Genomic DNA, 25,768 nt, shown 5'->3' on the forward strand with positions numbered 1-25,768 from the left:
CAAAAAGATTGACCCGATACATTTTCTCGGGCACGGTGATGCCATGACTGAGACGCCCGCACCGAAGACGCCCGGGGCGATGACCCCGGCGGCCCGCGCGATCGGCATGTTCGTCTGCCTCTTCACGATCGTCCTGGCCGTCCTCGACCTGCAGATCGTGTCCGCGGCCACCGTGCCGATCGTCCGCGACCTCGACCCCGCCCACGGCATCGACCGCTTCCCGTGGCTGGTCAGCGCGTTCGCCCTCGCGGCCGCCGCGATGCTGCCGCTGTACGGCAAGCTCTGCGACACCCTCGGCGCCAAGCGTGTCTTCCTCGGCGCCGTCGCCACGTTCCTGCTGGGCTCGGCGCTGTGCGGGCTCGCCCAGTCGATGACCCAGCTGATCGCCGCCCGCGCCGTCCAGGGCCTCGGCGGCGGCGGCCTGATGAGCGTGACCATGGTCGTGATGGCGCACCTCAAGGACCCCGAGGAGGAAGGGGCCGGCAAGGGCGGCGGGATCGGTGGCATCGTCGCCGGCGGCGGCATGGCCCTCGGCCCCTGGCTCGGCGGCTTCCTCACCGACCACGCGAGCTGGCGCTGGATCTTCTACGTGAACCTGCCGCTCGGCATCGCCGTCCTGATCGCCGGCGCGCTCGCCCTCAAGCTGCCCGACCACCCCGTGCGCCGCCCGCTCGACTGGGCCGGAGCCGCCCTCGCCGCCGGCTTCTCCACCGCGCTGCTGCTCGCCATGGAGTGGGGCGGCCGGGAGTACGCCTGGAGCTCCCCGCAGATCATCGGCCTGCTGTGCGCCGCCGTGCTGGGCCTCGCCCTGTTCGTCCGGCGCCAGGCCACCGCCGCCGACCCGCTGCTCCCCCTGTCCCTGTTCCGGATCCCCGAACTGCGCTGGGGCTTCGTCGTCCAGGGCATCACCGGCGCCGCGATGATGTGCTCGATCTACTACGTGCTGGTCTATCTCCAGGTGGCCCGCGGCCTGTCCAGCTCCGACGCCGGGCTCTACCTGCTGCCGATGGCCGTCGGCATGACCGGCGCCGGTCTCGTCACGGGCCGCCTCGACCTGCCCGCCCGGGCCGCCACGCTCTCCGGCACCCTCACCATGGCCGCCGTCTTCGCGCTCCTCGCCACGACCCTGTCCCCCGACACGTCCCTGTGGCTGATCCGCGCCGAACTGTTCCTCGCCGGGATCGCGTTCGGCCAGCTCATCGGGCAGCTCGTCTTCCTCGTGCAGGACGCCGCGCCCCGCCCGCTGCTCGGCGTCGCCACGACCGGCATCCGCTTCTTCCAGACGCTCGGCAACGCGCTGGGCGCCGCCCTCTTCGGCACGATCCTCTTCCGGCTCCTCGACACCGACCTCAACACGATCCCGTCCCTGCACGGCGCCCCGCACGCGGCGGCCGTCCAGGACTTCGTCCACGCCACCGGCATCGTCTTCTGGTGCGGCGCCGCCCTGATGCTGCTCGGCACGGTGCTCGCCACGCGCCTGCCGCGGCGGGGCGGGGCGGGGGCCCGGGTCGCCGTCGGCGCCGGGGCGGCCCGGCCGTAGAACGCGCGAAGTCCCCGTCCGCCGGAGCGGACGGGGACTTCGTGACGTACCGGAAGCCTGGCTTACGCCATCATCTCCGGGATCGTGTTCTCGTGCGCCTCGCGCAGCTCCGTCAGGGAGAGCGCGAACTCGCCCTGGACGTCGACCGCGTCGCCGTCCACGACACCGATACGGGTGACGGGCAGACCCCGCGCACCGCACATGTCGTTGAAGCGGAGCTCCTCGCTGCGCGGCACCGCCACGACCGCGCGGCCCGCCGACTCGGAGAACAGGAAGGTGAACGCGTCCAGGCCGTCCGGGACGACCAGCCGCGCACCCTTGCCGCCGAGCAGCGCCGACTCGACCACGGCCTGGATCAGACCGCCGTCGGACAGGTCGTGCGCGGCGTCGATCATGCCGTCGCGGGAAGCGGAGATCAGGATCTCGCCGAGCAGCCGCTCGCGCTCCAGGTCCACCTTCGGCGGCATGCCGCCCAGGTGGTCGTGGACGACCTGCGACCAGGCCGAACCGCCGAACTCCTCGTGGGTGTCACCGAGCAGGTAGAGGAGCTGGCCCTCTTCCCGGAAGGCGACCGGGGTGCGCCGGGCGACATCGTCGATGACACCGAGGACCGCCACGACCGGGGTCGGGTGGATCGCGGCCTCGCCCGTCTGGTTGTACAGCGACACGTTGCCGCCGGTCACCGGGGTGCCCAGCTGGAGGCAGCCGTCGGCCAGACCGCGGACGGCCTCGGCGAACTGCCACATGACGGCCGGGTCCTCGGGCGAGCCGAAGTTCAGGCAGTCGGAGACGGCGAGCGGCTTGGCACCGGTCGTCGCCACGTTGCGGTACGCCTCCGCGAGGGCGAGCTGCGCACCGGTGTACGGGTCGAGCTTCGCGAAGCGGCCGTTGCCGTCCGTCGCGATGGCGACACCGAGGCCGGTCTCCTCGTCGATGCGGATCATGCCCGAGTCCTCGGGCTGCGCCAGCACCGTGTTGCCCTGCACGAAGTGGTCGTACTGCGAGGTGACCCACTTCTTCGACGCCTGGTTCGGCGAGGCGACGACCGCGAGGACCTGCTGCTTCAGCTCGTCCGCGGAGGACGGGCGGGCCAGCTTGTTCGCGTCGTCGGCCTGGAGCGCGTCCTGCCACTCGGGGCGGGCGTAGGGACGCTCGTACGTCGGGCCCTCGTGGGCGACCGTGCGCGGGTCGACGTCGACGATCTTCTCGCCGTGCCAGAAGATCTCCAGACGGTCGCCGTCGGTGACCTCACCGATGACGGTCGCGATGACGTCCCACTTGTCGCAGATCTCGAGGAAGCGCTCGACCTTCTCGGGCTCCACGACCGCGCACATGCGCTCCTGCGACTCGCTCATGAGGATCTCCTCAGGAGAGAGCGTGGAGTCGCGCAGCGGCACGTCGTCCAGCTCGACGCGCATGCCGCCCGAGCCGTTGGACGCCAGCTCGCTGGTGGCGCAGGAGATGCCGGCGGCGCCCAGGTCCTGGATGCCGACGACGAGCTTCTCCTTGAAGGCCTCCAGGGTGCACTCGATGAGGAGCTTCTCCTGGAAGGGGTCACCGACCTGCACGGCGGGGCGCTTCGACGGCTTGGCGTCGTCGAAGGTCTCGGAGGCCAGGATCGAGGCGCCGCCGATGCCGTCGCCGCCCGTGCGGGCGCCGTACATGATGACCTTGTTGCCCGCGCCGGACGCCTTCGCGAGGTGGATGTCCTCGTGCCGCATGACGCCGATGGCACCGGCGTTGACCAGCGGGTTGCCCTGGTAGCAGGCGTCGAAGACGATCTCGCCGCCGATGTTCGGCAGGCCCAGGCAGTTGCCGTAGCCGCCGATGCCGGCGACGACGCCGGGCAGCACGCGCTTGGTGTCGGGGTGGTCCGCGGCGCCCATGCGCAGCGGGTCGACCACGGCCACCGGGCGGGCGCCCATGGCGATGATGTCGCGCACGATGCCGCCCACGCCGGTCGCGGCGCCCTGGTAGGGCTCCACGTAGGAGGGGTGGTTGTGCGACTCCACCTTGAAGGTGACGGCGTAGCCCTGGCCGACGTCGACGACGCCCGCGTTCTCACCGATGCCGACGAGCATGGCGTCGGACTGGGGGGCCTTCTCGCCGAACTGGCGCAGGTGCACCTTCGACGACTTGTAGGAGCAGTGCTCGGACCACATGACCGAGTACATGGCGAGCTCGGCGCCGGTCGGGCGGCGGCCGAGGATCTCCACGACGCGCTCGTACTCGTCCTTCTTCAGACCGAGCTCGGCCCAGGGGAGTTCGACGTCGGGGGTCTTGGCGGCGTTCTCTACGGTGTCGAGGCTCATGACGCGGAAACCAGCTTCTTGAGGATCGAGGTGAAGAAGGGGAGACCGTCGGTGCGGCCGGACCCGATGAGGGGCTCGACGGCGTGCTCCGGGTGCGGCATCAGACCGACGACGTTGCCCGCCTCGTTCGTGACACCGGCGATGTCGCGCAGCGAACCGTTCGGGTTGAAGTCTTCGTACCGGAAGACGACCCGGCCCTCCGCCTCCAGCTTGTCGAGCGTGTACGAGTCGGCGACGTACCGCCCGTCCATGTTCTTCAGCGGGATGTGGATCTCCTGGCCGGCCTCGTAGTCGGCGGTCCAGGCGGTGTCCGCGTTCTCCACCCGCAGCTTCTGGTCGCGGCAGATGAAGTGCAGGTGGTCGTTGCCGAGCATCGCGCCGGGGAGCAGGTGGGCCTCGGTGAGGACCTGGAACCCGTTGCAGATGCCCAGGACCGGAAGGCCCGCCTTCGCCTGGTCGATCAGCGTCTCCATGACGGGCGAGAAGCGCGAGATGGCGCCCGCCCGCAGGTAGTCACCGTAGGAGAAGCCGCCGGGCAGGACGACCGCGTCGACCTGCTTCAGATCCTTGTCCTTGTGCCACAGGGCCACCGGCTCGGCACCGGCCAGACGGATCGCGCGCTGGGTGTCCCGGTCGTCGAGCGAACCGGGAAAGGTGACGACGCCAATACGAGCGGTCACTTTTCGGCCCCCACCGCGAGCTCTTCCACCTTCACGGTGAAGTTCTCGATCACGGTGTTGGCGAGGAAGGTTTCCGCGAGCTCGTGGATACGGGCGAGGGCGGCGTCATCCACCGGCCCGTCCACTTCGAGCTCGAAACGCTTTCCCTGGCGGACGTCGGAGATGCCGTCGAAACCGAGGCGCGGCAGCGCACGCTGCACCGCCTGGCCCTGGGGGTCGAGGATCTCCGGCTTGAGCATGACGTCGACTACGACGCGTGCCACTGGCACTCCCGGTGTGTGGTGCTGAGCAGGTTCGTTCAGCGTACCCGCCCAAATCTTCTACTCGCGTAGACGGTAGGAAGCTACGAGATCCGCGTCACGTCACGGCAACGCCCCGAGATCCGGACGGAAAATTACGGGAAAACCCGAGCGAGGCACCCGGAAAACGGGGACGGTAGACACGCGGAGGTTTTCTATTGGCCTTCCCAGCACAATGCCAGGCAGGGTAAAAAGGAATTACCAAGGGCGCATCAAGGGCACATCAACGGCAGGACAGTCGACATCACCGCACGTCAAAGCGGGATGCCGGACGAAGGGACCGATATTCGTGGCGCAGCGTGTCGTGGTCACTCTGTTTGACGACATCGACGGCGGAGAAGCGGCGGAAACGGTGGCCTTCGGCCTCGACGGCAAGTCGTACGAGATCGACCTGAATCAAGCCAATGCGAAAAAGCTCCGCAAGGCCCTCGCTCCGTACCTGCAGGCCGGGCGCAAGCAGGCCGGCGGCGCGGGCGCCGGCGCCGGGCGGACCCCCAAGGTCCCGACGGTGTTCACGCACACGGCGGTGACCCCCGCCCCGGCCGCGGTGCGCGCCTGGGCCCGCTCGCACCAGCTCGACGTGCCGCCGCGCGGCCGGATCCCCAAGCGCGTCTACGAGGCGTTCGCCGAGGCCAACTGAGCCGCGCGTCCCTCCGTCAGGAGCCCCTCGCCGGAACCGACTTGCGCTGCACCCCCGCCGGTCAGCTAGAGTCTGGAGCACGCCGAGGGGCAAGGCCGAAAAAGCCGCACCTCACGGAGTACATGCGGGTGTAGTTCAGTAGCAGAACATCCCCCTTCCAGGGGGAAGGCGCAGTGTGCAATTCCTGTCACCCGCTCTGCATCGCGTACCGATCACCACTTGTGGTGCGGTAGGCTGGTGCTCGCACCGACCAGTGAGAGCTGATCGGCCGCATGCGAACGTAGCTCAGTTGGTAGAGCGCAACCTTGCCAAGGTTGAGGTCGCGAGTTCGAACCTCGTCGTTCGCTCCAGTTCCGGAAACCCCGGGTCCGCAAGGATCCGGGGCTTCCGGCGTTCCCGGGGTCTTCCGGGCCTTCGTGGTCTTCGGGTCTTCGGGTCTTCGGGTCGGCGCCTCTGACATTTGTCATGCGGGCCGATGACAGCGCGCACTGCCCCACGGCCCGCGCCGCCGCGAGGCTGGATCCATGACCAGCAACGAGCGCGTGATCGATGTCACTGATCTGCGCCGCGTGTACGGGGACGGCAAGCGGGGGTCCTTCGAGGCGGTGCGCGGAGTCAGCTTCTCCGTGGGCCGCGGCGAGCTCTTCGCGCTCCTCGGCACGAACGGCGCCGGAAAGACCTCCACCGTCGAGCTCCTCGAAGGACTCGCGGCGCCCGCCGCCGGACAGGTCCGGGTGCTCGGCCACGACCCGCACACCGAACGCGCCCGGGTGCGGCCGAGGATCGGCGTCATGCTCCAGGAGGGCGGCTTCCCCGCCGAGCTGACCGTCACCGAGACCGTCCGCATGTGGGCCGGCTGCACCAGCGGAGCCCGGCCGGTCGGCGAGGCCCTGGAGTCCGTCGGGCTCACCCGTCGCGCCAAGGTGCGGGTCAAGCAGCTGTCCGGCGGCGAGAAGCGGCGGCTCGACCTCGCGCTCGCCCTGATCGGCCGGCCCGAGGTGCTCTTCCTCGACGAGCCGACGACCGGGCTCGACGCCGAGGGGCGGAAGGAGACCTGGAACCTGGTGCGCGCGCTGCGGGCCGAGGGCACCACGGTCCTGCTGACCACCCACTACCTCGAGGAGGCCGAGGAGCTGGCCGACCGGCTGGCGATCCTGCACCAGGGGCGGATCGCCGCCCAGGGCACGGTCGACGAGGTGGTCGCCGCCCAGCCCTCGCACGTCTCCTTCGAACTGCCCGACGGGTACTTCGTGGGCGACCTGCCGCCACTCGACCGGCTCGGCGTCACCGGGCACGAGGTCGACGGGCGGCTCGTCCGGCTGCGCACCGGCGAGCTGCAGCGCGCCGCGACCGAGCTCCTCGTGTGGGCTCGGGACGCGGGCGTCGAACTGCGCCGGCTCGACGTGCGGGGCGCCTCGCTCGAGGAGGCGTTCCTGCGCATCGCCCAGGACGCCAAGCAGCAGGACGGCACGGCCGGCACCCGCGAGAAGGAGATGGCGGCATGAGCACCGCGACGATCACGGCCACGACCACCCCGCTCGGACGGCTGCGCGCGCTCGGCCGCGCCGAACTGACCCTGCTCGGCCGCAGCAAGGGCGTCCTGATCACCTCCCTGTTCGTGCCGCTCGCCCTTCCGCTGAGCCTGAGCAGCACCCTGAAGGAGGACCGGCTCAAGGGCACGGGCCTCGACCTCGGCACCGTCGTGGTGTCCTCCGCGATGGGCTTCTCGCTGCTGTTCGCCGTCTACACGGCCCTCGTCAGCGTGTACGCCGCGCGCCGCGAGGAGCTCGTCCTCAAGCGGCTGCGCACCGGCGAGCTGCGCGACGCCGAGATCCTCGCCGGGGCCGCGCTGCCCTCCGCCGCGATCGGACTCCTGCAGTGCCTCGTGCTCGCCGTGGCCTGCGCCGCGCTGCTCGACACCGGGATGCCGGACGCGCCGCTGCTCGCCGTGGTGGGCCTGGCGCTCGGGTTCCCGATGTGCGCGGCGCTCGCCGCACTGACCACGGTGGTGAGCCGCAGCGTGGAGAGCGCGCAGGTCGCCGCGATGCCGCTGATGCTCCTGACGATGTTCGGCTCGGGCTCCTTCGTCCCCCTCGAGTTGCTGCCCGACAAGCTCGCCTCGGTCTGCGAACTCCTGCCGCTGACCCCGGTGCTGACCCTGATCCGGGGCGGCTGGAGCGGCCAACTCGCCGCGTCCGACGTCGCGCCGGCGATCCTGACGGCGGTGGCCTGGACGGTCGTGGCGGTGTTTGCTGTACGACGGTGGTTCCGCTGGGAACCGCGGCGCTGACGGGGGGTTGTGCGGTGGGCCGGGTGCGGTGGCGGGACCGGAGCAAGGTCGAACGGGTCGAGTGGCAGAGCCGGGTCAGTCTGCGCGTCGTCAACTGGGTGTTCTTCCTGGCCTGGTCGGGCCTCGGGCTGGTCGGGAGCATCCAGGGGGACGCCACGGCCACGACGCTCTTCGGCTGTCTGATGGCTGTCAACGTGGCGCAGTGTGTGGTCGCCGACCGGCACGTGCGGCTCGCCATCGACCAGTACCTCGGCCGGGGCCGGGTGCCCCGGGCGTGGACCGTGGCCGGCTTCTGTCTCGCGCTCGCCTCGGTCGGCCTGATCGCGGCGCTGGCCGGGACGCAGAGCGTGAAGCACGGAATGATCGTGATGCCGCTGATCTTCGCGCCGATGCCGTTCGGCGGCGCGTACGCGCTCCAGGTCCCCATCCGCACCTTCGTACGACAGTCCGTCGCGCTGCTGGCGGCGGGCATCCTGGCCACCGCCGTGATCGCCCGGCCGTCGCCCGGCTGGCTCGCGACCCTGACCGCGATGCTGGTCCTCGCCCTGGGCATCGCCCTCCTCTGCTACCGGTGCAGCATCTGGAACCTCTCGGTGATGTGGGAGTCCGAGCATGCCCGCGAGATCGAGGCGCGGCTCGCGGTCGCCGAGGAGCGGCTGCGGTTCGGGCGCGACCTGCACGACGTGATGGGCCGCAACCTGTCCGTCGTCGCCCTCAAGAGCGAGCTCGCGGTGCAGCTGGCCCGGCGCGGCCGCACCGAGGACGCCGTCGCCCAGATGACCGAGGTGCAGCGCATCGCGCGGGAGTCGCAGAAGGAGGTCCGCGAGGTCGTACGGGGCTACCGCGCGGCCGACCTCGGCGCCGAACTCGCCGGTGCGCGCGGTGTACTGGGCGCCGCCGGCATCGCCTGCACGGTCGCGGGCGGCGCCCCGGACCTGCCCGCCGACGTGCAGTCGGCGCTCGGCTGGGTGGTGCGCGAGACCACGACCAACGTGCTGCGCCACGGCGACGCCCGGACCTGCCGGGTGACGCTCGTGGCGGGCGCCGGCGACGTGGTGCTGACGGTGGAGAACGACGGAGTGGACCCGTCCGGCGGCGACGGCCGTCCGGGATCAGGGCTCGCGGGCCTGCGGGAGCGGCTCGCCGAGGTGGCCGGCACGTTGGAGGCGGGTGTGGTGGAGCGGGACAGGTTCCGGGTGGTGGCGACCGTGCCGGTAGCGGTGACAGAGCGGCCGGCGCCGCTCACGGCTGCCGGGAACGGGGGTGCCCGGTGAGCCTGCGCGTGCTGCTCGCCGACGACGAGCATCTGATCCGCGGCGCGCTCGCCGCGCTGCTCGCTCTCGAGGACGACCTGACCGTGGTCGCCGAGGCCGCGAGCGGACCCGAGGCGCTGGCCATGGCCCGCGCCCACCGGCCCGACGTCGCGGTGCTCGATCTGCAGATGCCGGGCTGCGACGGTGTGAGTGTGGCCACAACGCTCCGCGCCGAACTCCCCGCCTGCCGCACCATGATCGTCACCAGTCACGGCCGCCCCGGACACCTGAAGCGGGCGCTCGCGGCGGGCGTGCGCGCCTTCGTGCCGAAGACGGTCAGCGCGCAGCGGCTCGCCGAGATCATCCGCACCGTGCACGCCGGAAACCGCTATGTGGACCCGGAGTTGGCGGCCGACGCGATCTCCGCCGGTGACTCCCCGCTGACCGCGCGCGAGGCCGAGGTGCTGGAACTCGCGGCCGACGGGGCGCCCGTCGCGGAGATCGCCGAGCGGGCCGCGCTCTCGCAGGGGACGGTACGGAACTATCTCTCGTCGGCCGTCTCGAAGCTCGGTGCCGAGAACCGTCACGCGGCGGTGCGTCTCGCACGCGAGCGAGGTTGGGTATAGTTGGCGTCGCGCTTCGGGCCACAGAGTCCGGAGAGCAAGCCTGCGAACGTAGCTCAGTTGGTAGAGCGCAACCTTGCCAAGGTTGAGGTCGCGAGTTCGAACCTCGTCGTTCGCTCCACACGAAAGGCCCCGGTCATCGACCGGGGCCTTTCGCCGTTCCCTACAGGTTCCAGCTCGTGCCGGTCAGCAGCTCGTACGCCTCGATGTACTTGGCGCGCGTCGCGGCGACGACCTCGTCGGGCAGCGCCGGCGGCGGCTGCTCGCTCTTGCGGTCCCAGCCGGAGGCACCGGTCAGCCAGTCCCGCACGAACTGCTTGTCGTACGAGGGCTGCGCGCGGCCCGGCTGCCACTGGTCGGCCGGCCAGAAGCGCGAGGAGTCCGGGGTCAGCACCTCGTCGGCGAGGATCAGCGCCCCGTCCTTGTCGAAGCCGAACTCGAACTTCGTGTCCGCGAGGATGATGCCGCGCTCGCGCGCGATGTCACGGGCCCGGCCGTACACGGCGAGCGTCGCCTGACGCAGCGCGGCGGCGGTGTCCGCGCCGACCTGGCGGGCCACCTCCTCGTACGACACGTTCTCGTCGTGCTCGCCGACCTCGGCCTTGGTGGCGGGCGTGAAGATCGGCGCGGGGAGCTCCGAGCCGTCCACGAGGCCCTCGGGGAGGGCGAGGCCGCAGACGGTGCGGGACTCCTTGTACTCGACCAGGCCGGAGCCGGTGAGGTAGCCGCGGGCGACGGCCTCCACGGGGACCATGTCGAGGCTCTGGCAGATCAGGGTGCGGCCCGCCCAGTCGGCGGGGGCGCCGTCGGGGAGGTCCTGCGAGATGACGTGGTTCGGGATCAGGTCCCGGAGCTGGTCGAACCACCACAGCGACAGCTGGGTGAGGACCTTGCCCTTGTCGGGGATCGGGGACGGCAGCACCCAGTCGTAGGCCGACATGCGGTCGGTGGCGACCATCACCAGGTCGCCCGCCTCGTTCCGGTACAGGTCCCGCACCTTGCCGGTGTGGAGATGTACCAGGCCAGGGACCTGCTCTGGCTCGGGCTTTTCGACGAATCCGGACACGGTGCCTCCCCGTGGTTCTGTACGAGTGGTTCCGATTCTCCCGTACGGGGGGACCGGATCCGGCCACGGGGCTGCCGTCGGGCCCGTGTGCTCAGTCTCGTTTGCAGATGCGGTCGAGGAGGTTGGCCGTCGCGCGCTGGACGCGGGGGTCGATGTGGCCCGGCCGGTCCAGGGCCGGGGACCAGGCGAAGGTGCCGGAGGCGAAGACCAGCGCGCCCGACGGCGCCCGGTACAACGATGTCTCCTGGTGGCGGCGGGTCCGCTCGCCGTCCCGGTACGGGGAGTGGGCGAGCAGGATGCGGTCCTGGTGCTCGGGCAGGGCCGTGCGCGGGAAGTAGCGGTCGGCCTCGCCCGCGACCAGGTCCTCGATCTCGTCGCCCTCGTGCGCGCCGGTCGCCTCCCACAGCCAGTGGTCCGCGTTCCGCACGACCAGGGGGTGGGGCTCGGGGACCCGGCCCGCGTACTGGATGCCGAGGAGCTGCTGCTCGGGCCGGTCGATCTCGCGCCACAGGGACGGCTTTCCGGGGCCCCGGCGCTTGCGGCAGGTCAGCAGGCGGTCGGGGACGCCGGACGCGGAGGGGCTCAGCTCGACCTGCCAGTACATCGTGTTCGCCGAGAGGAAGACGAGGGACGTGCCGTGCTCGCGGGCCTGCTCGGTGGTCCGGCGCATGTTCGCCGACCAGTACTCGTCGTGGCCGGGGAAGACCAGGCCCCGGTAGCGGGTCGGGTCGACGCGGCCCGCGTGCAGGTCCCGGGTGTCGGCGTAGGCGAGGTCGTAGCCGTAGCGCTCCGCCCAGCGGATGAAGTCGTAGGCGTGCCCGACGTGCAGCGGCAGGCCCGCGCCCGCGTACGGGCGGTCGAAGGAGACCGTCGTCGCGGCCTCGCTCTCGCCGAGCAGCCGGCCCTCCTCGTCCCACGCGTGGTACAGGCTGGCGCCGGTGTGGCCGTCCTCCGGATACAGGTTGTACGCCTGCCAGGTGATGTCGGGCAGGAGCAGCAGCAGGTCGGCGGGCTCGCTGTCGCGGACGGTGAAGGGGATGTGCGAGCGGTAGCCGTCGAGGGTGGTGAGGACGGCGACGTACGCGCCCACGTTCCAGAACGACGGGATCTGCAGGCGCCAGGACAGCCACCAGTGGTGGCAGGAGACCGTGCGGTCGGCGGTGAGCGGCGCGGGCTGGACGATGCCGGAGAGCCGGGGGCTCGTGGTGATCTTGAACGCGCCGTCGCCGCCGTAGTGGCCGATCCGGTACACGTCCACGGTGAACTGCTGGGGCGGGTCGACCGTGATGTGGAAGTCGATCGCCTCGCCGGGCGCGGCCGCTCCGGTGGAGGTGAAGCCCTTGATCTGGCGGTGCACGTCGTCGGCAGTGCGGGGGCCGCTGGTGCGCGGGGCCGGGATCGGGGCGCCGCCCGTCGCGAGGTTCGTGGCTCCGGGCTGCGGGGCGTGGTCCACGTACCAGGGGACGACCTGGCCCGTGTCGTCGAAGTAGTGCTCGCTGCCGCGCAGCCAGGGCAGCGGGCCCTGACCGAACGGGTCGGACACCGCGTGCGCCATCGCGCCGGACTCCCAGCGGGGTGTGCGGGGCCGCGGCGGCACCGGGTCCGAGGTCGGCCGCTCCCGCTCGTGCTCCTTGCCCGCGCTGTCCCGCCCCATGGCTGCGCCCCTCCCTCGCTCCCCCGAGATCGGCCCGGTTGCGGAATCGCTCCGCTACCGGTCCCAGCACATCACATTACGCACGCAGTCCGTCACCGTTCGTCGCTAATTGGCTGGAGGGGGCGGGAGTGGAACGTTGCCCTCCGGGGGCGCGGGGGTGGTGTACGGGGGGTTTGGGGGTGAGTTGGTGCGTCGCCGGGTGCCGCGCCGTCGTGGCTGGTCGCGCAGTTCCCCGCGCCCCTGGAAGGCGCACTCCGTGCGCCCCAGGGGCATGTTGGTCGCGCCCCGCGACGGAGTCGCTGATCGGGTACGGCCCCGCGCTCCCTGGCGGGGATTGTTCTAGACCAGGCGGACCGGCTTCTCCGGGCGGATGCCGAGGGTGGTCAGCCAGCGGCTGAGGGGCTCGGGGTCGCCGTCCTCGACCAGGCTCAGGACGCGCGGCGCGAGATCCGCGGCGCGCTCGCCGCCGACCAGCAGCGACGGCCCGTCGAGCCAGTCCAGGCCCGGAGCCGCGCCCGCCGTGTCGACGGCGGCGCAGCAGACCATGGCGACCACGTGGTCGGCGAGGAGGTCGCGGCCGGTGCGCGGGGGCTGGAGCGGGAACAGAGGCAGGGCGCCCTCGTCCCACAGCGCCTCGTCAGGGCCCTGGCCCGCGGTGGGCGCGGGCGGCGTGGGGCGGGCCTGCTCCTCCCGGGCCAGCTCGGCGCCGAGACCGGCGGCGAGGGCGTCGGCCTCGGGGCGGGGAGGGGCGCTCTCCTCGTCCTCGGGGTCGAAGCCGAGGGCGAGGCCGTGATCGGGGTCGAGTTCGGGATCGGGCTCCACGGCCGGGTCGTCCACGTCACGGGCCGGCGTCTCGGCGGCCTCGCGCGCGGCGATCGTCTCCGGGTCGGCCGCGAGATGGTCGAGGACGCGGGCCAGAGTCGGGCCGTGGGCCGCGGGGCCGGAGGGCCCGGGGCTGTGCACGCCCAGCGCGTCGAGCACCCGGTGCAGCCGGGCCGCGTCCGCGCGCCACTTACGGTCCACGACCTCGTCCGGGTACTCCTGCCAGTCGACCGGCGCCCAGTCCGGGCCCGGCTCGGCGGGGCCGCCGTGGAACAGCCGAGCGGCGAGCAGGGAGGCCGCCTCGTCGACGACTCCGGGCTCCTCCAGCAGGTCACAGGCGGGGCGCTCGCCGAGCCGCGAGGCGAACGCCCCGTTCTGCGCGGCGAGGCGGTCGCGGCGGGACAGCTCGGTCAGGGCGGCGACCACACCCGCGTCGAGCTTGGACGGCCAGCGGCCCATCCGCCAGGCCGGCAGCGCGACCCGGGTCAGCAGCCGGTCCCAGCCCGCGTAGGCGAGGCCGACCTGCTCCTGCGCGACGATCCGCAGGCCGTAGTCCACCGTCTGGGCGCGCTCGGCGGCGGCCGCGGCGACACCGCGCTCCATCTCGCCCGCGTGGACGCGACAGCTGCTCAGCATGAGCCGGGCGGCCCGGCCGACTCCGGCAAGGACCGTGCGGGTGAGGGGCCCGCGGCCGGGGGCGGCGGCGACCGCGACGGCGGCGTCCAGACCGCGGACGAAGCGCCGGGCCGCGGCTATGTCGGGGTGGGCCGAGGGGCCCGTACCGGCGACGACCGGGGCGAGGACCGCGCGCAGCTCTCCCACGCGCATCCACCAGAGGAAGGGGGAGCCGATGACGAGGACCGGGGCCAATGGAGCCGCCGGGGACGCCCCGCCCGGCCCGTCGAGGCCGTCGGGCCCGGATATGCGGCGGCGGGGGCGCGGCGGGCCGTGCGCGGGGTGCGTCCGGTCCTCCAGCCAGCTGTCGCAGTCCGGGGTGAGGGCTATCGCCGAGGGCGCCGGGACGTCCAGGCGGTCGGCCAGGTCCCGCACCAGGCGGTACAGATCGGGGGCCGTCTCCTCGGCGATCGGGACCGTCGGGCTGACGGCGGGGCGGGCCCGCGCCACGACCAGGGCGATGCCCGCCGCCGCGAGCAGCACGACCACGGCGCACGCGGTGACGATCCCGCGCGCGACGTCCCAGCCGGCGCCCGTCAGACGGCCCATGGCGCCGCCCGCGAGCAGGATCACCGCGGCGGCCGCGGGCAGCAGCGCCAGTGCCGTCGCCCTGCTGCGCACGCGCAGCACCGCGAGCGCCCTGGCCCGCGCACTCCGCGCACCCGCCTCCGCACCCGTACCGGACACGATCGATGTCACCCCCTGCTGCCTGTGCCTGCTGTCCGGCCGCGGACTCGCGCCCACGGCAGGACCCTGGTGGCGTTGCTCACTCCCCCACTGTGGCACCCGCCACTGACATCGCAATGCCGGTGGTCCGTATGGTTCTGTCCGGTCTCGCGGATGCCCGAACTCCGTGCGCCGCACCATAGTTGGGCGTCGCGGCAGCGTCAGCCGGATGGGTCAGCGGTCACTCGATGGAATGGCTTTGGGCAAAGGTGGCTGACACAAAGAGGCCGGGCGGGAGAGGGTGACACCCTCTCCCGCCCGGCCCGTCCGTCTCGGTGCGGCGGCGACCGTCAGCTCTCGTCGGCGGCCTTCGCGGCGATGTCCGTACGGTGCTGGGAGCCGTCGAGGCCGATGCGGGCCAGGGCGGTGTACGCGCGCTCGCGGGCCTGCGTGAGGTCCGTGCCGGTCGCGGTGACGGACAGGACGCGGCCGCCCGCGCTGACCACCTGCCCGCTCTGCTCGTCCCGCTTCGTGCCCGCGTGCAGCACGTACGCGTTCGGGGCGTCCTGCGCGGCCACCTCGTCGAGCCCGGTGATCGGGTCGCCGGTGCGCGGGGTCGCGGGGTAGTTGTGCGAGGCGATGACGACGGTGACGGCCGCGTCGTCGCTCCAGCGCAGCGGCTCCAGGTCGGCCAGCGTGCCGTTCGCGGAGGCCAGCAGAACGCCGGCCAGCGGGGTCTGGAGCCGGGCCAGGACGACCTGGGTCTCGGGGTCGCCGAAGCGGGCGTTGAACTCGATGACGCGGACGCCGCGGCTGGTGATCGCCAGACCTGCGTACAGCAGGCCGGAGAACGGGGTGCCGCGCTTCTTCATCTCGTCGACGGTCGGCTGCAGCACCGTGTCCAGGACCTCCTGGACCAGCTTCGGGTCGGCCCACGGCAGCGGCGAGTAAGCGCCCATGCCACCGGTGTTGGGGCCCTCGTCGCCGTCGAGCGCGCGCTTGAAGTCCTGCGCGGGCTGGAGCGGGACGACCGTCTCGCCGTCGGTGATCGCGAAGAGCGAGACCTCGGGGCCGTCGAGGAACTCCTCGATGACGACGCGCTCGCACGCGTTCGCGTGGGCGCGGGCGGCCTCGATGTCTTCGGTGACGACGACGCCCTTGCCGGCGGCGAGACCGTCGTCCTTCACGACGTACGGGGCGCCGAACGCGTCCAGCGCCTCGTCGATCTCGGCGGGCGTCGTGCACACGTAGGAGCGGGCGGTCGGCACACCGGCGCCGGCCATGACGTCCTTGGCGAACGCCTTGGAGCCCTCCAGCTGGGCGGCCGCGCCGGACGGGCCGAAGACGGGGATGCCGATCGCGCGCACGGCGTCGGCGACACCCGCGACCAGCGGGGCCTCCGGGCCGACGACGACGAGGTCCGCCTCCAGCTCGCGGGCGAGGGCGGCGACCGCCGCGCCGTCGAGGGCGTCGACCGCGTGCAGCTCGGCGACCTCGGCGATGCCTGCGTTGCCAGGAGCGCAGTGCAGGGCGGTGACGGCGGGGTCGAGGGACAGGGAGCGGCACAGGGCGTGTTCGCGGGCGCCGTTACCGATGACGAGGAGCTTCACGCGGGTCAGCCTAGTCTGCGGCTCTTGTGCGGGCTGCCTATGGGTGGGCCTGGGTTGATTTGTGGGTTCGCACAAGCGGGGCACCGGCGGACCGGAACCGTGGGCTACTCGTTCGTGAACTCTTCCAGCACCGTCGCGCCGAGCTCTCTGACGATGAGGTCGTGGCCGGACAGCGACTTCTCGTCCAGGTCCGGGTCGTCGGCCTCGGGGGTGTCGTCCTCCGGGGAGACCGACCGGCGGGGCGGCGGCTGCGGGGCCTCGGGCTGTACGGGGGCGGGGGCCGGAGCCGGGGGCTGGGCCGGTGCGGAGTGCGGGGCCGGCTGAGCCGGGGCGGGGGCCGCCTGGGCCGGGGGCGGGGTGTAGCCGCCACCGCCACCGCCACCGCCGAAGCCGCCGCCACCGCCTCCGTAGCCGCCCGGCGCGGGGGGCACGGGGGCGCCGCCGGACGCGTCGACGACGGCGTCGATCTTCCAGTTCACGTTGAACTGCTCGGTGAGCGCCGCCTTGAGCACGTCCTCGCTGCCGCTGCTCGCGAAGTTGTCCCGCGCGCCCGCGTTCACGAACCCGAGCTGGAGCGTCGTGCCGTCGAAGCCCGTCACCTGCGCGTTCTGGCTGAGCAGGATCCAGGTGAAGCGGCGCTTGTTCTTCACCGCCTCCAGGATGTTCGGCCAGAGGGTGCGGGGGTCGGGGCCGCCGACGGGGGCGGCCTGAGGCACGGGCGCGGGTGCCGGCGCGGGGGCAGGGGCGGACTGCTGCGGTGCCGGGGCGGGCGCCGCCTGCGGGGCCGCGGCCGCGGGCGCGGGGCCCGAACCGGCCGCGGCCGCCGTCGGCCAGCCACCGGGGCGCCGGGCGCCGCCCGCGGGAGCGGCGGTGGGCCAGGCACCGGGGGCCGACGCGGCCGGGGCCGCCTGGGGCTCGGGCTGAGCCGGGGGCTGGGCGACCGGGGCGGGGGCCGGAGGCTGGGCTTCCGCCGCCGGGACCGGAGCGGGAGCCGGAGCCGGAGCGGGAGTCGGGGTGGGAGTCGGAGCAGGTGCCGGGGCGGCGGGCGGTGGGGTCGCGGGCGCCGGAGCGCCTCCGCGCACGGCCGCGCGGGCCGCGGCGGGACCGCCCCCGGGCTGCACCGGAGCGGCGTGCGCCTCGGGCCCGGGCACGTACGCCATCGCCGGGGCGGGGCCCTGCCCGGCCGGTGTGAAGGCGCCGCCGGCGCGCTCGATGCGGTCGAGCCGGGCCATGACGGAGCGCTCGTCCCCGTAGGCCGCGGGCAGCAGGACGCGCGCGCAGATCAGCTCGAGCTGGAGCCTCGGGGAGTTCGCCCCGCGCATCTCGGTCAGGCCCTCGTTGACGAGGTCGGCGGCACGGCTGAGCTCGGCGGCGCCGAAGGTGCTCGCCTGGGCCTGCATCCGCTCGACGACGTCGGCGGGCGCGTCGATCAGCCCCTTCTCGGCGGCGTCCGGGACGGCGGCCAGGATCACGAGGTCCCGCAGCCGCTCCAGGAGGTCCGTCACGAACCGGCGCGGATCGTTGCCCCCCTCGATGACGTGGTCCACGACCTCGAAGGCGGCGGCCCCGTCCCCGGTGGCGAAGGCCTCGACCACGGAGTCGAGCAGCGACCCGTCCGTATAACCGAGCAGACCCGTCGCCATGGCATACGTCACACCGTCCTCGGCGGCGCCGGCGAGGAGCTGGTCCATGACGGACATCGAGTCACGCACGGAACCCGCGCCGGCCCGCACGACGAGCGGCAGCACCCCGTCCTCGACGGGGATGGCCTCCTTGCCGCAGACCTCGCCCAGGTAGTCCCGCAGGGTCCCGGGCGGCACGAGCCGGAAGGGATAGTGATGCGTACGCGACCGGATCGTCCCGATGACCTTCTCGGGCTCGGTGGTCGCGAAGATGAACTTGAGGTGCTCCGGCGGCTCCTCGACGACCTTCAGCAGGGCGTTGAACCCCGCCGAGGTGACCATGTGGGCCTCGTCGATGATGTAGATCTTGTACCGGCTGCTCGCCGGGCCGAAGAAGGCCTTCTCTCGCAGGTCACGGGCGTCGTCGACACCACCGTGCGACGCGGCGTCGATCTCGATGACGTCGATCGAACCAGGCCCGTTCCTCGCCAGGTCCTGGCAGCTCTGGCACTCGCCGCAGGGCGTGGGCGTGGGCCCCTGCTCGCAGTTCAGACAACGGGCCAGGATGCGGGCACTGGTCGTCTTGCCGCAGCCGCGCGGACCACTGAACAGGTACGCGTGATTGACCCGGTTGTTCCGCAGCGCCTGCTGCAACGGATCAGTGACATGCTCCTGACCGATGACCTCGGCGAACGACTCCGGGCGATAGCGGCGGTACAGCGCGAGAGACGACACGCTTACGAGGTTATAGGCGACCACCGACAACCTGGCCCCCGGCGACCTCGGCGCGGGCTCCCCTGCCCCGGAAACGCAAAACGCCCCCCACGCACCCGCCAGAGCCGACCTACCCTTGCTGCCTTCCGGCCCTGGGGGAGTTCAGTCAGATAGCGCCGCGTGGGGAGCTTGCGGACAGAGTACATGCTCGGAGGCGGTGGGAACGAGTTCGCGAGCACTCCCTCCGGTCATGTAATGTCTCCAGCGGAGGATTCGCCTAGAGGCCTAGGGCGCACGCTTGGAAAGCGTGTTGGGGGCAACCCCTCACGAGTTCGAATCTCGTATCCTCCGCCGGCAGAAGGCCCGGACCGAGCAATCGGTCCGGGCCTTCGTCGTTCCCCGGACCCATTCGTTCCGGGGCCGGTTCACTCCCGGTCGTCCTTCCGGCGGGTGAGGACGGGGCGCAGGGCGTCCAGGACGGTCACGTCGTCGACGGTCGACGGGACGGGCTCGTCGCGGCCGTCCGCGATGCCGCGCATCGTGCGGCGCAGGATCTTCCCGGAGCGGGTCTTGGGCAGGGCGGCGACGACCGCGACGTCCTTGAGCGAGGCGACGGCGCCGATCCGGTCCCGTACGAGCTGGACGAGTTCGGCCTCGACCTCGGGCTCGGCGCGCTCGGCGCCCGCCTTGAGGACCACGAAGCCGCGCGGGACCTGGCCCTTCAGGGAGTCCGCGACGCCGATGACGGCGCACTCGGCGACGTCCGGGTGGGCGGCGAGGACCTCTTCCATGCCGCCCGTGGACAGGCGGTGGCCCGCGACGTTGATGACGTCGTCGGTGCGGCCCATGACGAAGACGTAGCCGTCCTCGTCGATGTGGCCGCCGTCGCCGGTCAGGTAGTACCCGTCGTACGCGGAGAGGTAGGAGGCGACGAAGCGGTCGTCGTCGTTCCAGAGGGTGGGCAGGGCGCCGGGCGGCATCGGGAGCTTCACGACGATGGCGCCGTCCTCGCCCGCGGGGACCGGCCTGCCGGACGGGTCGAGGACCTGGACGTCCCAGCCGGGCAGCGGCCAGGTCGGGGAGCCGGGCCGGACCGGAGCGAGCTCGATGCCGGCCGGGTTGGCGACGATCGGCCAGCCGGTCTCGGTCTGCCACCAGTGGTCGAGCACGGGGATGCCGAGCAGGTCACTCGCCCAGTGGTAGGTCTCGGGGTCGAGGCGTTCACCGGCCAGGAAGAGGTACTTGAGGCCCGACAGGTCGTAGCCCTGGGTGAGCTCGCCCTTGGGGTCGGCCTTCTTGATGGCGCGGAACGCGGTCGGGGCGGTGAACAGCGTCTTCACCCCGTGCTCGGCCGCCACCCGCCAGAACTGGCCCGCGTCCGGCGTCCCGACCGGCTTGCCCTCGTAGAGGACCGTGGTGGCGCCCGCGAGGAGCGGCCCGTAGACGATGTACGAGTGGCCGACGACCCAGCCCACGTCGGACGCCGTGAACATCACCTCGCCGGGGCCGACGTCGTAGACCGCCTCCATGGACCAGCGCAGGGCGACCGCGTAGCCGCCGCTGTCGCGGACGACGCCCTTGGGCCTGCCGGTCGTGCCGGAGGTGTAGAGGACGTACAGCGGGTCGGTGGCGGCGACGGGCACGCAGGGGACGGGCTGGGCGTCCCGCATGGCAGCGCTCCACTCCACGTCGCGCGGGCCCAACTCGCCCTCGTACTGCGGCCGCTGAAGGACGACGCACTTCTCGGGCTTGTGCGCGGCGAGTTCGACGGCCTGGTCGAGCAGGGGCTTGTACCGGACGACGCGGGAGCCCTCGATGCCGCAGGACGCGGAGACGACGACCTTGGGCGCGGCGTCGTCGATCCGCACCGCCAGCTCGTTCGCCGCGAAGCCGCCGAAGACGACGGAGTGCACGGCGCCGATGCGCGCGCACGCGAGCATCGCGATCGCGGCCTCCGGCACCATCGGCAGGTAGATCACGACCCGGTCCCCGTGCCCGACCCCGAGGTCCGTGAGCACCCCCGCGAACCGGGCCACCTCGTCGCGCAGTTCGGCGTACGTGTACGTCCGCTGCGTGCCGGTGACGGGCGAGTCGTGGACCAGGGCCGGCTGGTCCCCACGGCCCGCGTCGACGTGCCGGTCGAGGGCGTTGTGGCAGACGTTCAGCCGCCCGTCGGGATACCAGCGGTAGAAAGGCGCGCGTGAGTCGTCGAGCGCCCGCGTGGGCACGACGTCCCAGTCGATCGCGCCGGCGGCCGCGAGCCAGAACCCTTCGGGGTCCTCGGTGCTCGCGCGGAACACTTCCTCGTACGACGTCGTCATCATGCGTACCTCTATCCGGTCACTGCGCTGCACCCGCCTGGACGGGAACACGATCAGGTCAGGCCGTCACCGCCGTCAACAGGACCGCCGCGTCCGTGAGCGCCGTCAGGCCGTGGCGTTCCTGGGGGATCGCGTGGAGTTCGCCCTCGGTCAGGGTGATGTCGCCGGAGACGGCGGTGAGGCGGACGCGGCCGCGGAGGACCTGGAGGGTGGCGGCCACGGGGGCGTTGTGCTCCTCCAGCGCGTTGCCCTCGGTCAGGGCGATGACGCTGAGGCGCAGGGGGTCCTCGCGGATCAGGAGTTCGGCGCTGCGGCCGTGCGCGGCGGACCGGGCGGCGGTCAGATGGTCCTCGGCCAGGGCGGTGAGGTCGTGGATGGTGGTCATGGGGCCAGGGTCCCGCGCGGCGGCGCCAGGCGCGATGTGTGTCAGCCGATCGGGCCGGGCGCCGGGCAGGTGCGGGCGACGGTGTCGGCGAAGGCGCGGGCCAGCGGGGAGAGGGCCGACCAGCGGCGCACGGCCCAGCCGACCTGGAGCGGCGGCAGGCAGGGCACCGGGACCAGGGTGAGGCCGGGGTGGCCTGGGCCGCGCAGTCCGGGCAGGTCGGGGACGACGGCGTGGCCGAGGCCGAGCTCGGCGAGGTGCACGGCGGTGTCCCAGTCGGCGATGCCGGTGCCGGTCGCGGTGGAGCGGGCGATGCCGAGTTCGGCGAACCGGTCGTCGAGGTGGCCGCGGGACGTGGAGTGCTCGGGCGGCAGGATGAGCTGGGCCGAGTCGGTGAGGTCGGCGGGGCTCGCGGCGGTGGCGGCGGCGAGCGGGTCGTCGGCGCGGACGGCGAGGACCCAGGGGAGTTCGACGACGGGGCGCAGTTCTATGCCGCGGGCGGGGGTGCCCATGGTGATCCAGGCCAGGTCGAGGTCGTGGGCGGCGAGCGCCTCGAAGCAGCTGCGGCTGGAGCTGACCGTCTGGAACTCCAGGCTGACCTGCGGACGGTCGCGCCGGAAGTCGACGATCGCCTCGGCCATGAAATGCCGTACGGACGTGGCTCCGGTCGTGACCCGCACCGAGCCGCTCTCGCCGCGGGCCAGGTCGCCGAGGTGGCGCAGGGCCTGGTCGAGGGCGCCGATGCCGTCGGCCGCGGCGGCCTGGAGGACGCGTCCGGCGGGGGTGGGGACGACGCCGCGCGGGTGGCGCTCCAGGAGGCCGATGCCGACCTCCTTCTCCAGTCGTTTGACGTGCTGGCTCACGGCGGACTGGGTGCAGGAGAGGTCGCGGGCGACGGCGCTGAGACTGCCGGCGCGGCAGACGGCGACGAAGACGCGGAGGTCGTCGAGGGTCATGGGCCCACAACTTACCGAAGATCCAAGTTGCGGCTTGGGGATGTGCAAGAAAACCCGAGGATTGACTTGGGTCAGTGCTCGGGCGGACGATCAACGACGGGACGGCCCAGGGCGGCAACCCGCCGCGGAGGTCGCGAACTCCCGGCGGGTGCCGACCCGTTCAGCCATACAGAGGGAGTCACATGGACATCTGGGAAGCCGTGGCGATCACGGCCGCCGGGGTCGCCGCCGGCGGCATGAACGCGGTGGTCGGATCCGGCACCCTGATCACCTTTCCGACCCTGCTCGCCTTCGGCGTCCCGCCGGTCCTCGCGAACGTCTCCAACAACGTCGGCCTGGTCCCCGGCGTCCTGAGCGGCGCCTACGGCTACCGGCGCGAACTGCGCGGCCAGCGCGCCCGGTTGCTCCGCTTCGGCGCCGCCTCGCTGCTCGGCGGGCTCGGCGGCGCGCTGCTCCTGCTCACCCTGCCCGCCGCCGCGTTCCGCGCGATCGTGCCGGTGCTGATCCTCACGGCCTGCGTCCTGGTGCTGCTCCAGCCGCGCCTGAACCGCTGGGTCGCCCGGCGCCGCGGCGAGACCTCCCGCACCGACGGCGGCCTCCCGCTCTGGCTCGGCGTCCTCGGCACCGGCGTCTACGGCGGTTACTTCGGCGCCGCCCAGGGCGTGCTCCTGATGGGCATGTTCGGCGCGGTGCTCCATGACGACCTGCAACGCCTGAACGCGGCCAAGAACGTGCTCGCGTCGCTGGTCAACGGGGTCGCGGCGGTCGTCTTCATCGCGGTCGCCGACGTCGACTGGACGATCGCCGCGCTGATCGCGGCCGGTTCGACGGCGGGCGGCCTGCTCGGGGCGCGGCTCGGCCGCAAGCTGCCGCCGGCCGCGCTGCGCGGCGTGATCGTCACGGTGGGCGTCACGGCTTCCGCGTTCCTGGTGGCCCGCACCTGAGGCCGTCAGCGCCAGTACTTACCGTGTGTAGAAGGCCAGTTGGGCGCGCTTCTCCGGGAGGTGGACCTCGGGCAGGTCGACCTCGGGCAGCACGATCTCCCCGGCCAGTGCGAAGCCGGTGCGCTCGAAGAGGGCGACGGCCTTCGCGTTGCGGGCGTCCGGCTCGACGACGACCCGCCGCCGCCCGAGCCCGTCGAGCATGTACGCCATGAGGACGCTCACCAGCACCGGGGTGAACCCGGGCACGGCGCCCCCGGGACCACTCGGCGCGACCAGCAGATGGGCGCCGATGTCGCCGTCCCGCACGGCGTAGCACTCGCTGACCCGGTCGGCCTCCGGCTCGTACGTCTGGAAGAGGGCGACCGGGGTGCCGTCGAGGCGGACGAGGAAGGCGTGGTGGGTGTCGAGCGTGGCCATGTGGGCGTAGATGCCGCGCACGTCCTCGCGGCCGATGCCGGTCATGCCCCAGAAACCGGCCCGTTCCTCGCTCACCCAGCCGTGCAGGACGTCGATGTCGGCGCCGTCCGGGTCCAGGGGCGTGATCCGGAAGGTGCCGAAGCCGTCCACTTCCTGTGTGTGCACGTCGGTCACGGGTGCTGCTCCTCGGTGAGTAGGGCGAAGTCGATGACGAGCGGGGCGAGTTCGCCGCGCAGCCACAGGGGGAGCTGGTCGCGGTGGTGGGCGTCGCCAGGGATGCCGGAGGCGCCGAAGGGGACGATCCAGCGGCTGTTCGCGCGGTCGGCGAGGTCCCACACGTAGCGGGCGGCGGGCCCGCGCGCGCTGAACTCGGTGATGCCGGGCACCCCGGACGTCGACAGCACGCAGTCGTGGTCGCCGTCGAGGCCGGGCCACGCGGCGTCCGGGTCGGGCAGCGCCTGCCAGGGCGCGAGCCGGTGCAGCTCGCCCCAGGTGGCGGCGGAGGGCTCGGCGGCGATCTCCTCGACGGCCTCCCGCACGGCCGCGAGCCGCTCCGCGTACGGGATCGTGTCGAGGCGCAGCAGGTTCTCCAGGCCGTACGCGACACGCGGCACGAGCGCCAGCCACGGGCGGAAGACGTCCGGGTAGGCGGGCATCAGGCCGGTGAGCGGGGCGAGCGCGTCGTGCGCGGCGATGCGCCGGACGACAGCGGCGCGGACCCGGGCGTACGCGGCGGCGAGCGCGCTGTCCGCGTCCATCCGCCGGTCCCAGCCGAGGAGTTCGCCGCGCAGCACGGCCGCCTCCGGGGACAGCCCGTCGAGTGCTTCTACGAGGGTGAGGAGCGGGCCCGCGGAGGGCAGCAGGGTGTCGGTGTGCACGGCGCGCATGCCGTCGGCGTCCCAGACCGGGCGGCCCGCGAGCAGCTCGGTGATGCGGCGGGCGCGGTGCGGCGGGGCGAACTCGACGCCGAGCGGGGCGGCGAGGGAGCGCTCGTTGGCCATGACGGCGACGCCGGTGTCGACCGCGGCCCGGGGCAGCGGTTCCGTCCGGCCGCGCCAGGCGTACCGCTCCTCCCACGCGGGCACGACCCGCAGCCTGTTCTCGGGGTCGCGGTCGGGGACGGTGCCCGCGACGCGGTGCAGCAGGCCGCCCGCGGTGTCGGCGGCCAGCACGACGTTGACCGGCTCGGCCCAGCGGTCGAAGGCCCGGTCGACGTCGGCGACGGTACGGGCGCGCAGCAGGGCGGGGAGGGCGGCGAAGCCCAGGTCCTCGTACACGCGGGCGGGCTGGCGCAGGCTGATGCCCTCGCCCTCGTCCGTGCCCTCTCCGGGCCCGCCGATGACGACGACGCCGCGCGCGGTCTCGACGACCTCGACGCCCGCCTCCTCGTGGGTGTGCGCGGGCTCCCAGCCGTCGGGGCCGAACGCCTCGACGCCGCCGTCCGGGGTGCGCCGCAGCCGCTCCCGGTACAGGTCCTGGTAGTCGGCCATGGCGTTGGTGATGGCCCAGGCGACCTCGCCCGCGTGCCCGAAGTGGCCGATGCCGGGGACGCCGGGCACGGCGAGCCCGGCCACGTCGAACTCGGGGCAGGCGAGCCGGATCTGCTGGTAGACGCCCGGGTCCTCGATGAAGCGGTGCGGGTCGCCGGCGATCAGCGGGGCGCCGCTCGCGCTGCGCGCCCCGTCCACCAGCCAGCCGTTGCTGCCGGAGGTGCCGGGCCCGTCGGTGGCGAACAGTTCCACGGCCTCGCGCCCGAGCCGCCGCACGACCTCGTCCCGCCACAGCTTGGCCGGGAACCCCGCGAACAGGACGTGCGTCGACAGCCAGATCCCGAGCGCCGTCCACGGCTCCCACGCGCCGGGCTCGATCCCGGCCCGCGCGAACTCGGGCGCCCGCGCCACCTGGAGACCGGCGCCGATGCCCTCCGTGTACGCGTCCAGCCAGGTGCGGGTGTCCTCGTCCAGGGCGGCGTGGCAGCGGCGCGCGGTGTCGGCGAGCCGCGCCCGCCGCGCGAACCGGTCCCAGCCGGCCGCCTCCGCGCCGAGGAAGGCGGCGGACGTGCCGAGCACCCGGTGCCGCTCGACCTCGATCTGCCAGGCCCGGTCGACGGCCGTCACATACCCCTGGCCGTACGCGAGGGACAGCGGATCCCCCGCCCGCAGATGGGGGATCCCCCACGCGTCCCGGAAGACTTCGAACCGCACCCTGCACCCACTCACCCTCGAATTAATTAGGGCAGCCTAACCTAATAACCCCTGCGGGCCGGCTGGCAGCCCCCGCAC

The 25,768-nt window shown here is 72.9% G+C and carries 20 protein-coding genes, 4 tRNA genes and 1 other RNA gene; 11 read left to right on the top strand and 14 right to left on the bottom strand.

Annotated elements, in window-relative coordinates; all coding sequences use genetic code 11:
- Window positions 1-43 precede the first annotated feature (43 nt).
- Complete coding sequence (locus ACIBTU_RS03795; RefSeq protein WP_399124279.1) at window positions 44-1,540, top strand: MFS transporter; 1,497 nt, start codon at window positions 44-46, stop codon at window positions 1,538-1,540.
- 62 nt (window positions 1,541-1,602) lie between these two features.
- Here the strand turns inward: ACIBTU_RS03795 and purL are convergent, their stop codons facing one another.
- The 3 genes from purL to purS are packed head-to-tail and all read right to left on the bottom strand — an operon-like array spanning window position 1,603 to window position 4,795.
- The gene (gene purL / locus ACIBTU_RS03800) at window positions 1,603-3,852 is read right to left on the bottom strand and encodes a phosphoribosylformylglycinamidine synthase subunit PurL (protein WP_399124280.1); all 2,250 of its coding nucleotides are present in this window, start codon (window positions 3,850-3,852) and stop codon (window positions 1,603-1,605) included.
- A complete protein-coding gene (gene purQ, locus ACIBTU_RS03805; protein ID WP_399124281.1) occupies window positions 3,849-4,532 on the bottom strand; it encodes a phosphoribosylformylglycinamidine synthase subunit PurQ in 684 nt (227 codons plus the stop codon). The genes purL and purQ overlap by 4 nt, the downstream gene beginning before the upstream one ends.
- Window positions 4,529-4,795 carry a phosphoribosylformylglycinamidine synthase subunit PurS gene (purS, locus tag ACIBTU_RS03810; RefSeq protein ID WP_188337827.1) on the bottom strand — a complete coding sequence of 89 codons (267 nt, stop codon included), beginning with the start codon at window positions 4,793-4,795 and terminating at the stop codon, window positions 4,529-4,531. Before purS ends, purQ begins: the two co-directional genes overlap by 4 nt.
- 325 nt (window positions 4,796-5,120) lie before the next feature.
- On the opposite strand from purS, the gene ACIBTU_RS03815 reads away from it, so the two are divergent.
- From ACIBTU_RS03815 to ACIBTU_RS03850, 8 genes are all read left to right on the top strand, one after another.
- A complete protein-coding gene (locus tag ACIBTU_RS03815; protein ID WP_399124282.1) occupies window positions 5,121-5,471 on the top strand; it encodes an Lsr2 family protein in 351 nt (116 codons plus the stop codon).
- Between the two features lie 124 nt (window positions 5,472-5,595).
- A tRNA-Gly gene (locus ACIBTU_RS03820) sits at window positions 5,596-5,667 on the top strand.
- Window positions 5,668-5,745: 78 nt separating this feature from the next.
- A tRNA-Gly gene (locus tag ACIBTU_RS03825) sits at window positions 5,746-5,821 on the top strand.
- Between the two features lie 174 nt (window positions 5,822-5,995).
- Window positions 5,996-6,976: an ABC transporter ATP-binding protein gene (locus ACIBTU_RS03830; protein WP_399124283.1), complete on the top strand. Its 981-nt coding sequence runs from the start codon at window positions 5,996-5,998 to the stop codon at window positions 6,974-6,976.
- Window positions 6,973-7,761, top strand: coding sequence for an ABC transporter permease (locus tag ACIBTU_RS03835; protein WP_399124284.1), 789 nt, complete (start codon window positions 6,973-6,975; stop codon window positions 7,759-7,761). Before ACIBTU_RS03830 ends, ACIBTU_RS03835 begins: the two co-directional genes overlap by 4 nt.
- A gap of 23 nt (window positions 7,762-7,784) precedes the next feature.
- Complete coding sequence (locus ACIBTU_RS03840; RefSeq protein WP_399124285.1) at window positions 7,785-9,035, top strand: sensor histidine kinase; 1,251 nt, start codon at window positions 7,785-7,787, stop codon at window positions 9,033-9,035.
- Window positions 9,032-9,640, top strand: a complete 609-nt coding sequence (locus tag ACIBTU_RS03845) for a response regulator (RefSeq protein ID WP_399124286.1) — start codon at window positions 9,032-9,034, stop codon at window positions 9,638-9,640. The genes ACIBTU_RS03840 and ACIBTU_RS03845 overlap by 4 nt, the downstream gene beginning before the upstream one ends.
- Window positions 9,641-9,682: 42 nt before the next feature.
- A tRNA-Gly gene (locus tag ACIBTU_RS03850) sits at window positions 9,683-9,758 on the top strand.
- A gap of 42 nt (window positions 9,759-9,800) precedes the next feature.
- Here ACIBTU_RS03850 and ACIBTU_RS03855 read toward each other — a convergent pair.
- The 6 genes from ACIBTU_RS03855 to ffs form a co-directional block, all read right to left on the bottom strand.
- Window positions 9,801-10,703, bottom strand: a complete 903-nt coding sequence (locus tag ACIBTU_RS03855) for a phosphoribosylaminoimidazolesuccinocarboxamide synthase (protein WP_399124287.1) — start codon at window positions 10,701-10,703, stop codon at window positions 9,801-9,803.
- Window positions 10,704-10,794: 91 nt separating this feature from the next.
- On the bottom strand, window positions 10,795-12,258 hold the full coding sequence (locus ACIBTU_RS03860) for a N,N-dimethylformamidase beta subunit family domain-containing protein (protein WP_399124808.1): 1,464 nt from the start codon (window positions 12,256-12,258) through the stop codon (window positions 10,795-10,797).
- 438 nt (window positions 12,259-12,696) lie between these two features.
- A complete protein-coding gene (locus ACIBTU_RS03865) occupies window positions 12,697-14,541 on the bottom strand; it encodes a hypothetical protein (RefSeq protein ID WP_399124809.1) in 1,845 nt (614 codons plus the stop codon).
- Between the two features lie 329 nt (window positions 14,542-14,870).
- Window positions 14,871-16,130, bottom strand: coding sequence for a phosphoribosylamine--glycine ligase (gene purD / locus ACIBTU_RS03870; protein WP_399124288.1), 1,260 nt, complete (start codon window positions 16,128-16,130; stop codon window positions 14,871-14,873).
- Between the two features lie 104 nt (window positions 16,131-16,234).
- Window positions 16,235-18,487: a DNA polymerase III subunit gamma and tau gene (locus ACIBTU_RS03875; protein ID WP_399124289.1), complete on the bottom strand. Its 2,253-nt coding sequence runs from the start codon at window positions 18,485-18,487 to the stop codon at window positions 16,235-16,237.
- A 76-nt stretch (window positions 18,488-18,563) separates the two neighbouring features.
- An RNA gene (gene ffs / locus ACIBTU_RS03880) (signal recognition particle sRNA small type) lies at window positions 18,564-18,658 on the bottom strand.
- A gap of 74 nt (window positions 18,659-18,732) precedes the next feature.
- Here ffs and ACIBTU_RS03885 point away from each other — a divergent pair.
- Window positions 18,733-18,817 (top strand) — tRNA-Ser (locus tag ACIBTU_RS03885).
- Window positions 18,818-18,891: 74 nt separating this feature from the next.
- Here ACIBTU_RS03885 and ACIBTU_RS03890 read toward each other — a convergent pair.
- Genes ACIBTU_RS03890 through ACIBTU_RS03900 form a run of 3 tightly spaced genes read right to left on the bottom strand, consistent with a single transcriptional unit; the run spans window position 18,892 to window position 22,125 of the window.
- Window positions 18,892-20,790: a propionyl-CoA synthetase gene (locus ACIBTU_RS03890; protein WP_399124290.1), complete on the bottom strand. Its 1,899-nt coding sequence runs from the start codon at window positions 20,788-20,790 to the stop codon at window positions 18,892-18,894.
- Between the two features lie 55 nt (window positions 20,791-20,845).
- Window positions 20,846-21,172 carry a cupin gene (locus ACIBTU_RS03895; RefSeq protein ID WP_399124291.1) on the bottom strand — a complete coding sequence of 109 codons (327 nt, stop codon included), beginning with the start codon at window positions 21,170-21,172 and terminating at the stop codon, window positions 20,846-20,848.
- Window positions 21,173-21,213: 41 nt separating this feature from the next.
- Complete coding sequence (locus tag ACIBTU_RS03900) at window positions 21,214-22,125, bottom strand: LysR family transcriptional regulator (protein WP_399124292.1); 912 nt, start codon at window positions 22,123-22,125, stop codon at window positions 21,214-21,216.
- Window positions 22,126-22,307: 182 nt separating this feature from the next.
- On the opposite strand from ACIBTU_RS03900, the gene ACIBTU_RS03905 reads away from it, so the two are divergent.
- Complete coding sequence (locus ACIBTU_RS03905; protein WP_399124293.1) at window positions 22,308-23,069, top strand: sulfite exporter TauE/SafE family protein; 762 nt, start codon at window positions 22,308-22,310, stop codon at window positions 23,067-23,069.
- A gap of 18 nt (window positions 23,070-23,087) precedes the next feature.
- Here the strand turns inward: ACIBTU_RS03905 and ACIBTU_RS03910 are convergent, their stop codons facing one another.
- Both ACIBTU_RS03910 and ACIBTU_RS03915 read right to left on the bottom strand, forming a co-directional pair.
- Window positions 23,088-23,660 (bottom strand): GNAT family N-acetyltransferase, encoded by a 573-nt coding sequence (locus tag ACIBTU_RS03910; RefSeq protein ID WP_399124294.1) that lies wholly within the window; start codon window positions 23,658-23,660, stop codon window positions 23,088-23,090.
- Window positions 23,657-25,690, bottom strand: a complete 2,034-nt coding sequence (locus tag ACIBTU_RS03915) for a penicillin acylase family protein (RefSeq protein ID WP_399124295.1) — start codon at window positions 25,688-25,690, stop codon at window positions 23,657-23,659. Before ACIBTU_RS03915 ends, ACIBTU_RS03910 begins: the two co-directional genes overlap by 4 nt.
- Window positions 25,691-25,768: the final 78 nt, after the last annotated feature.

It is taken from the genome of Streptomyces sp. NPDC050145 (assembly GCF_044460245.1).
Lineage (GTDB): Bacteria > Actinomycetota > Actinomycetes > Streptomycetales > Streptomycetaceae > Streptomyces.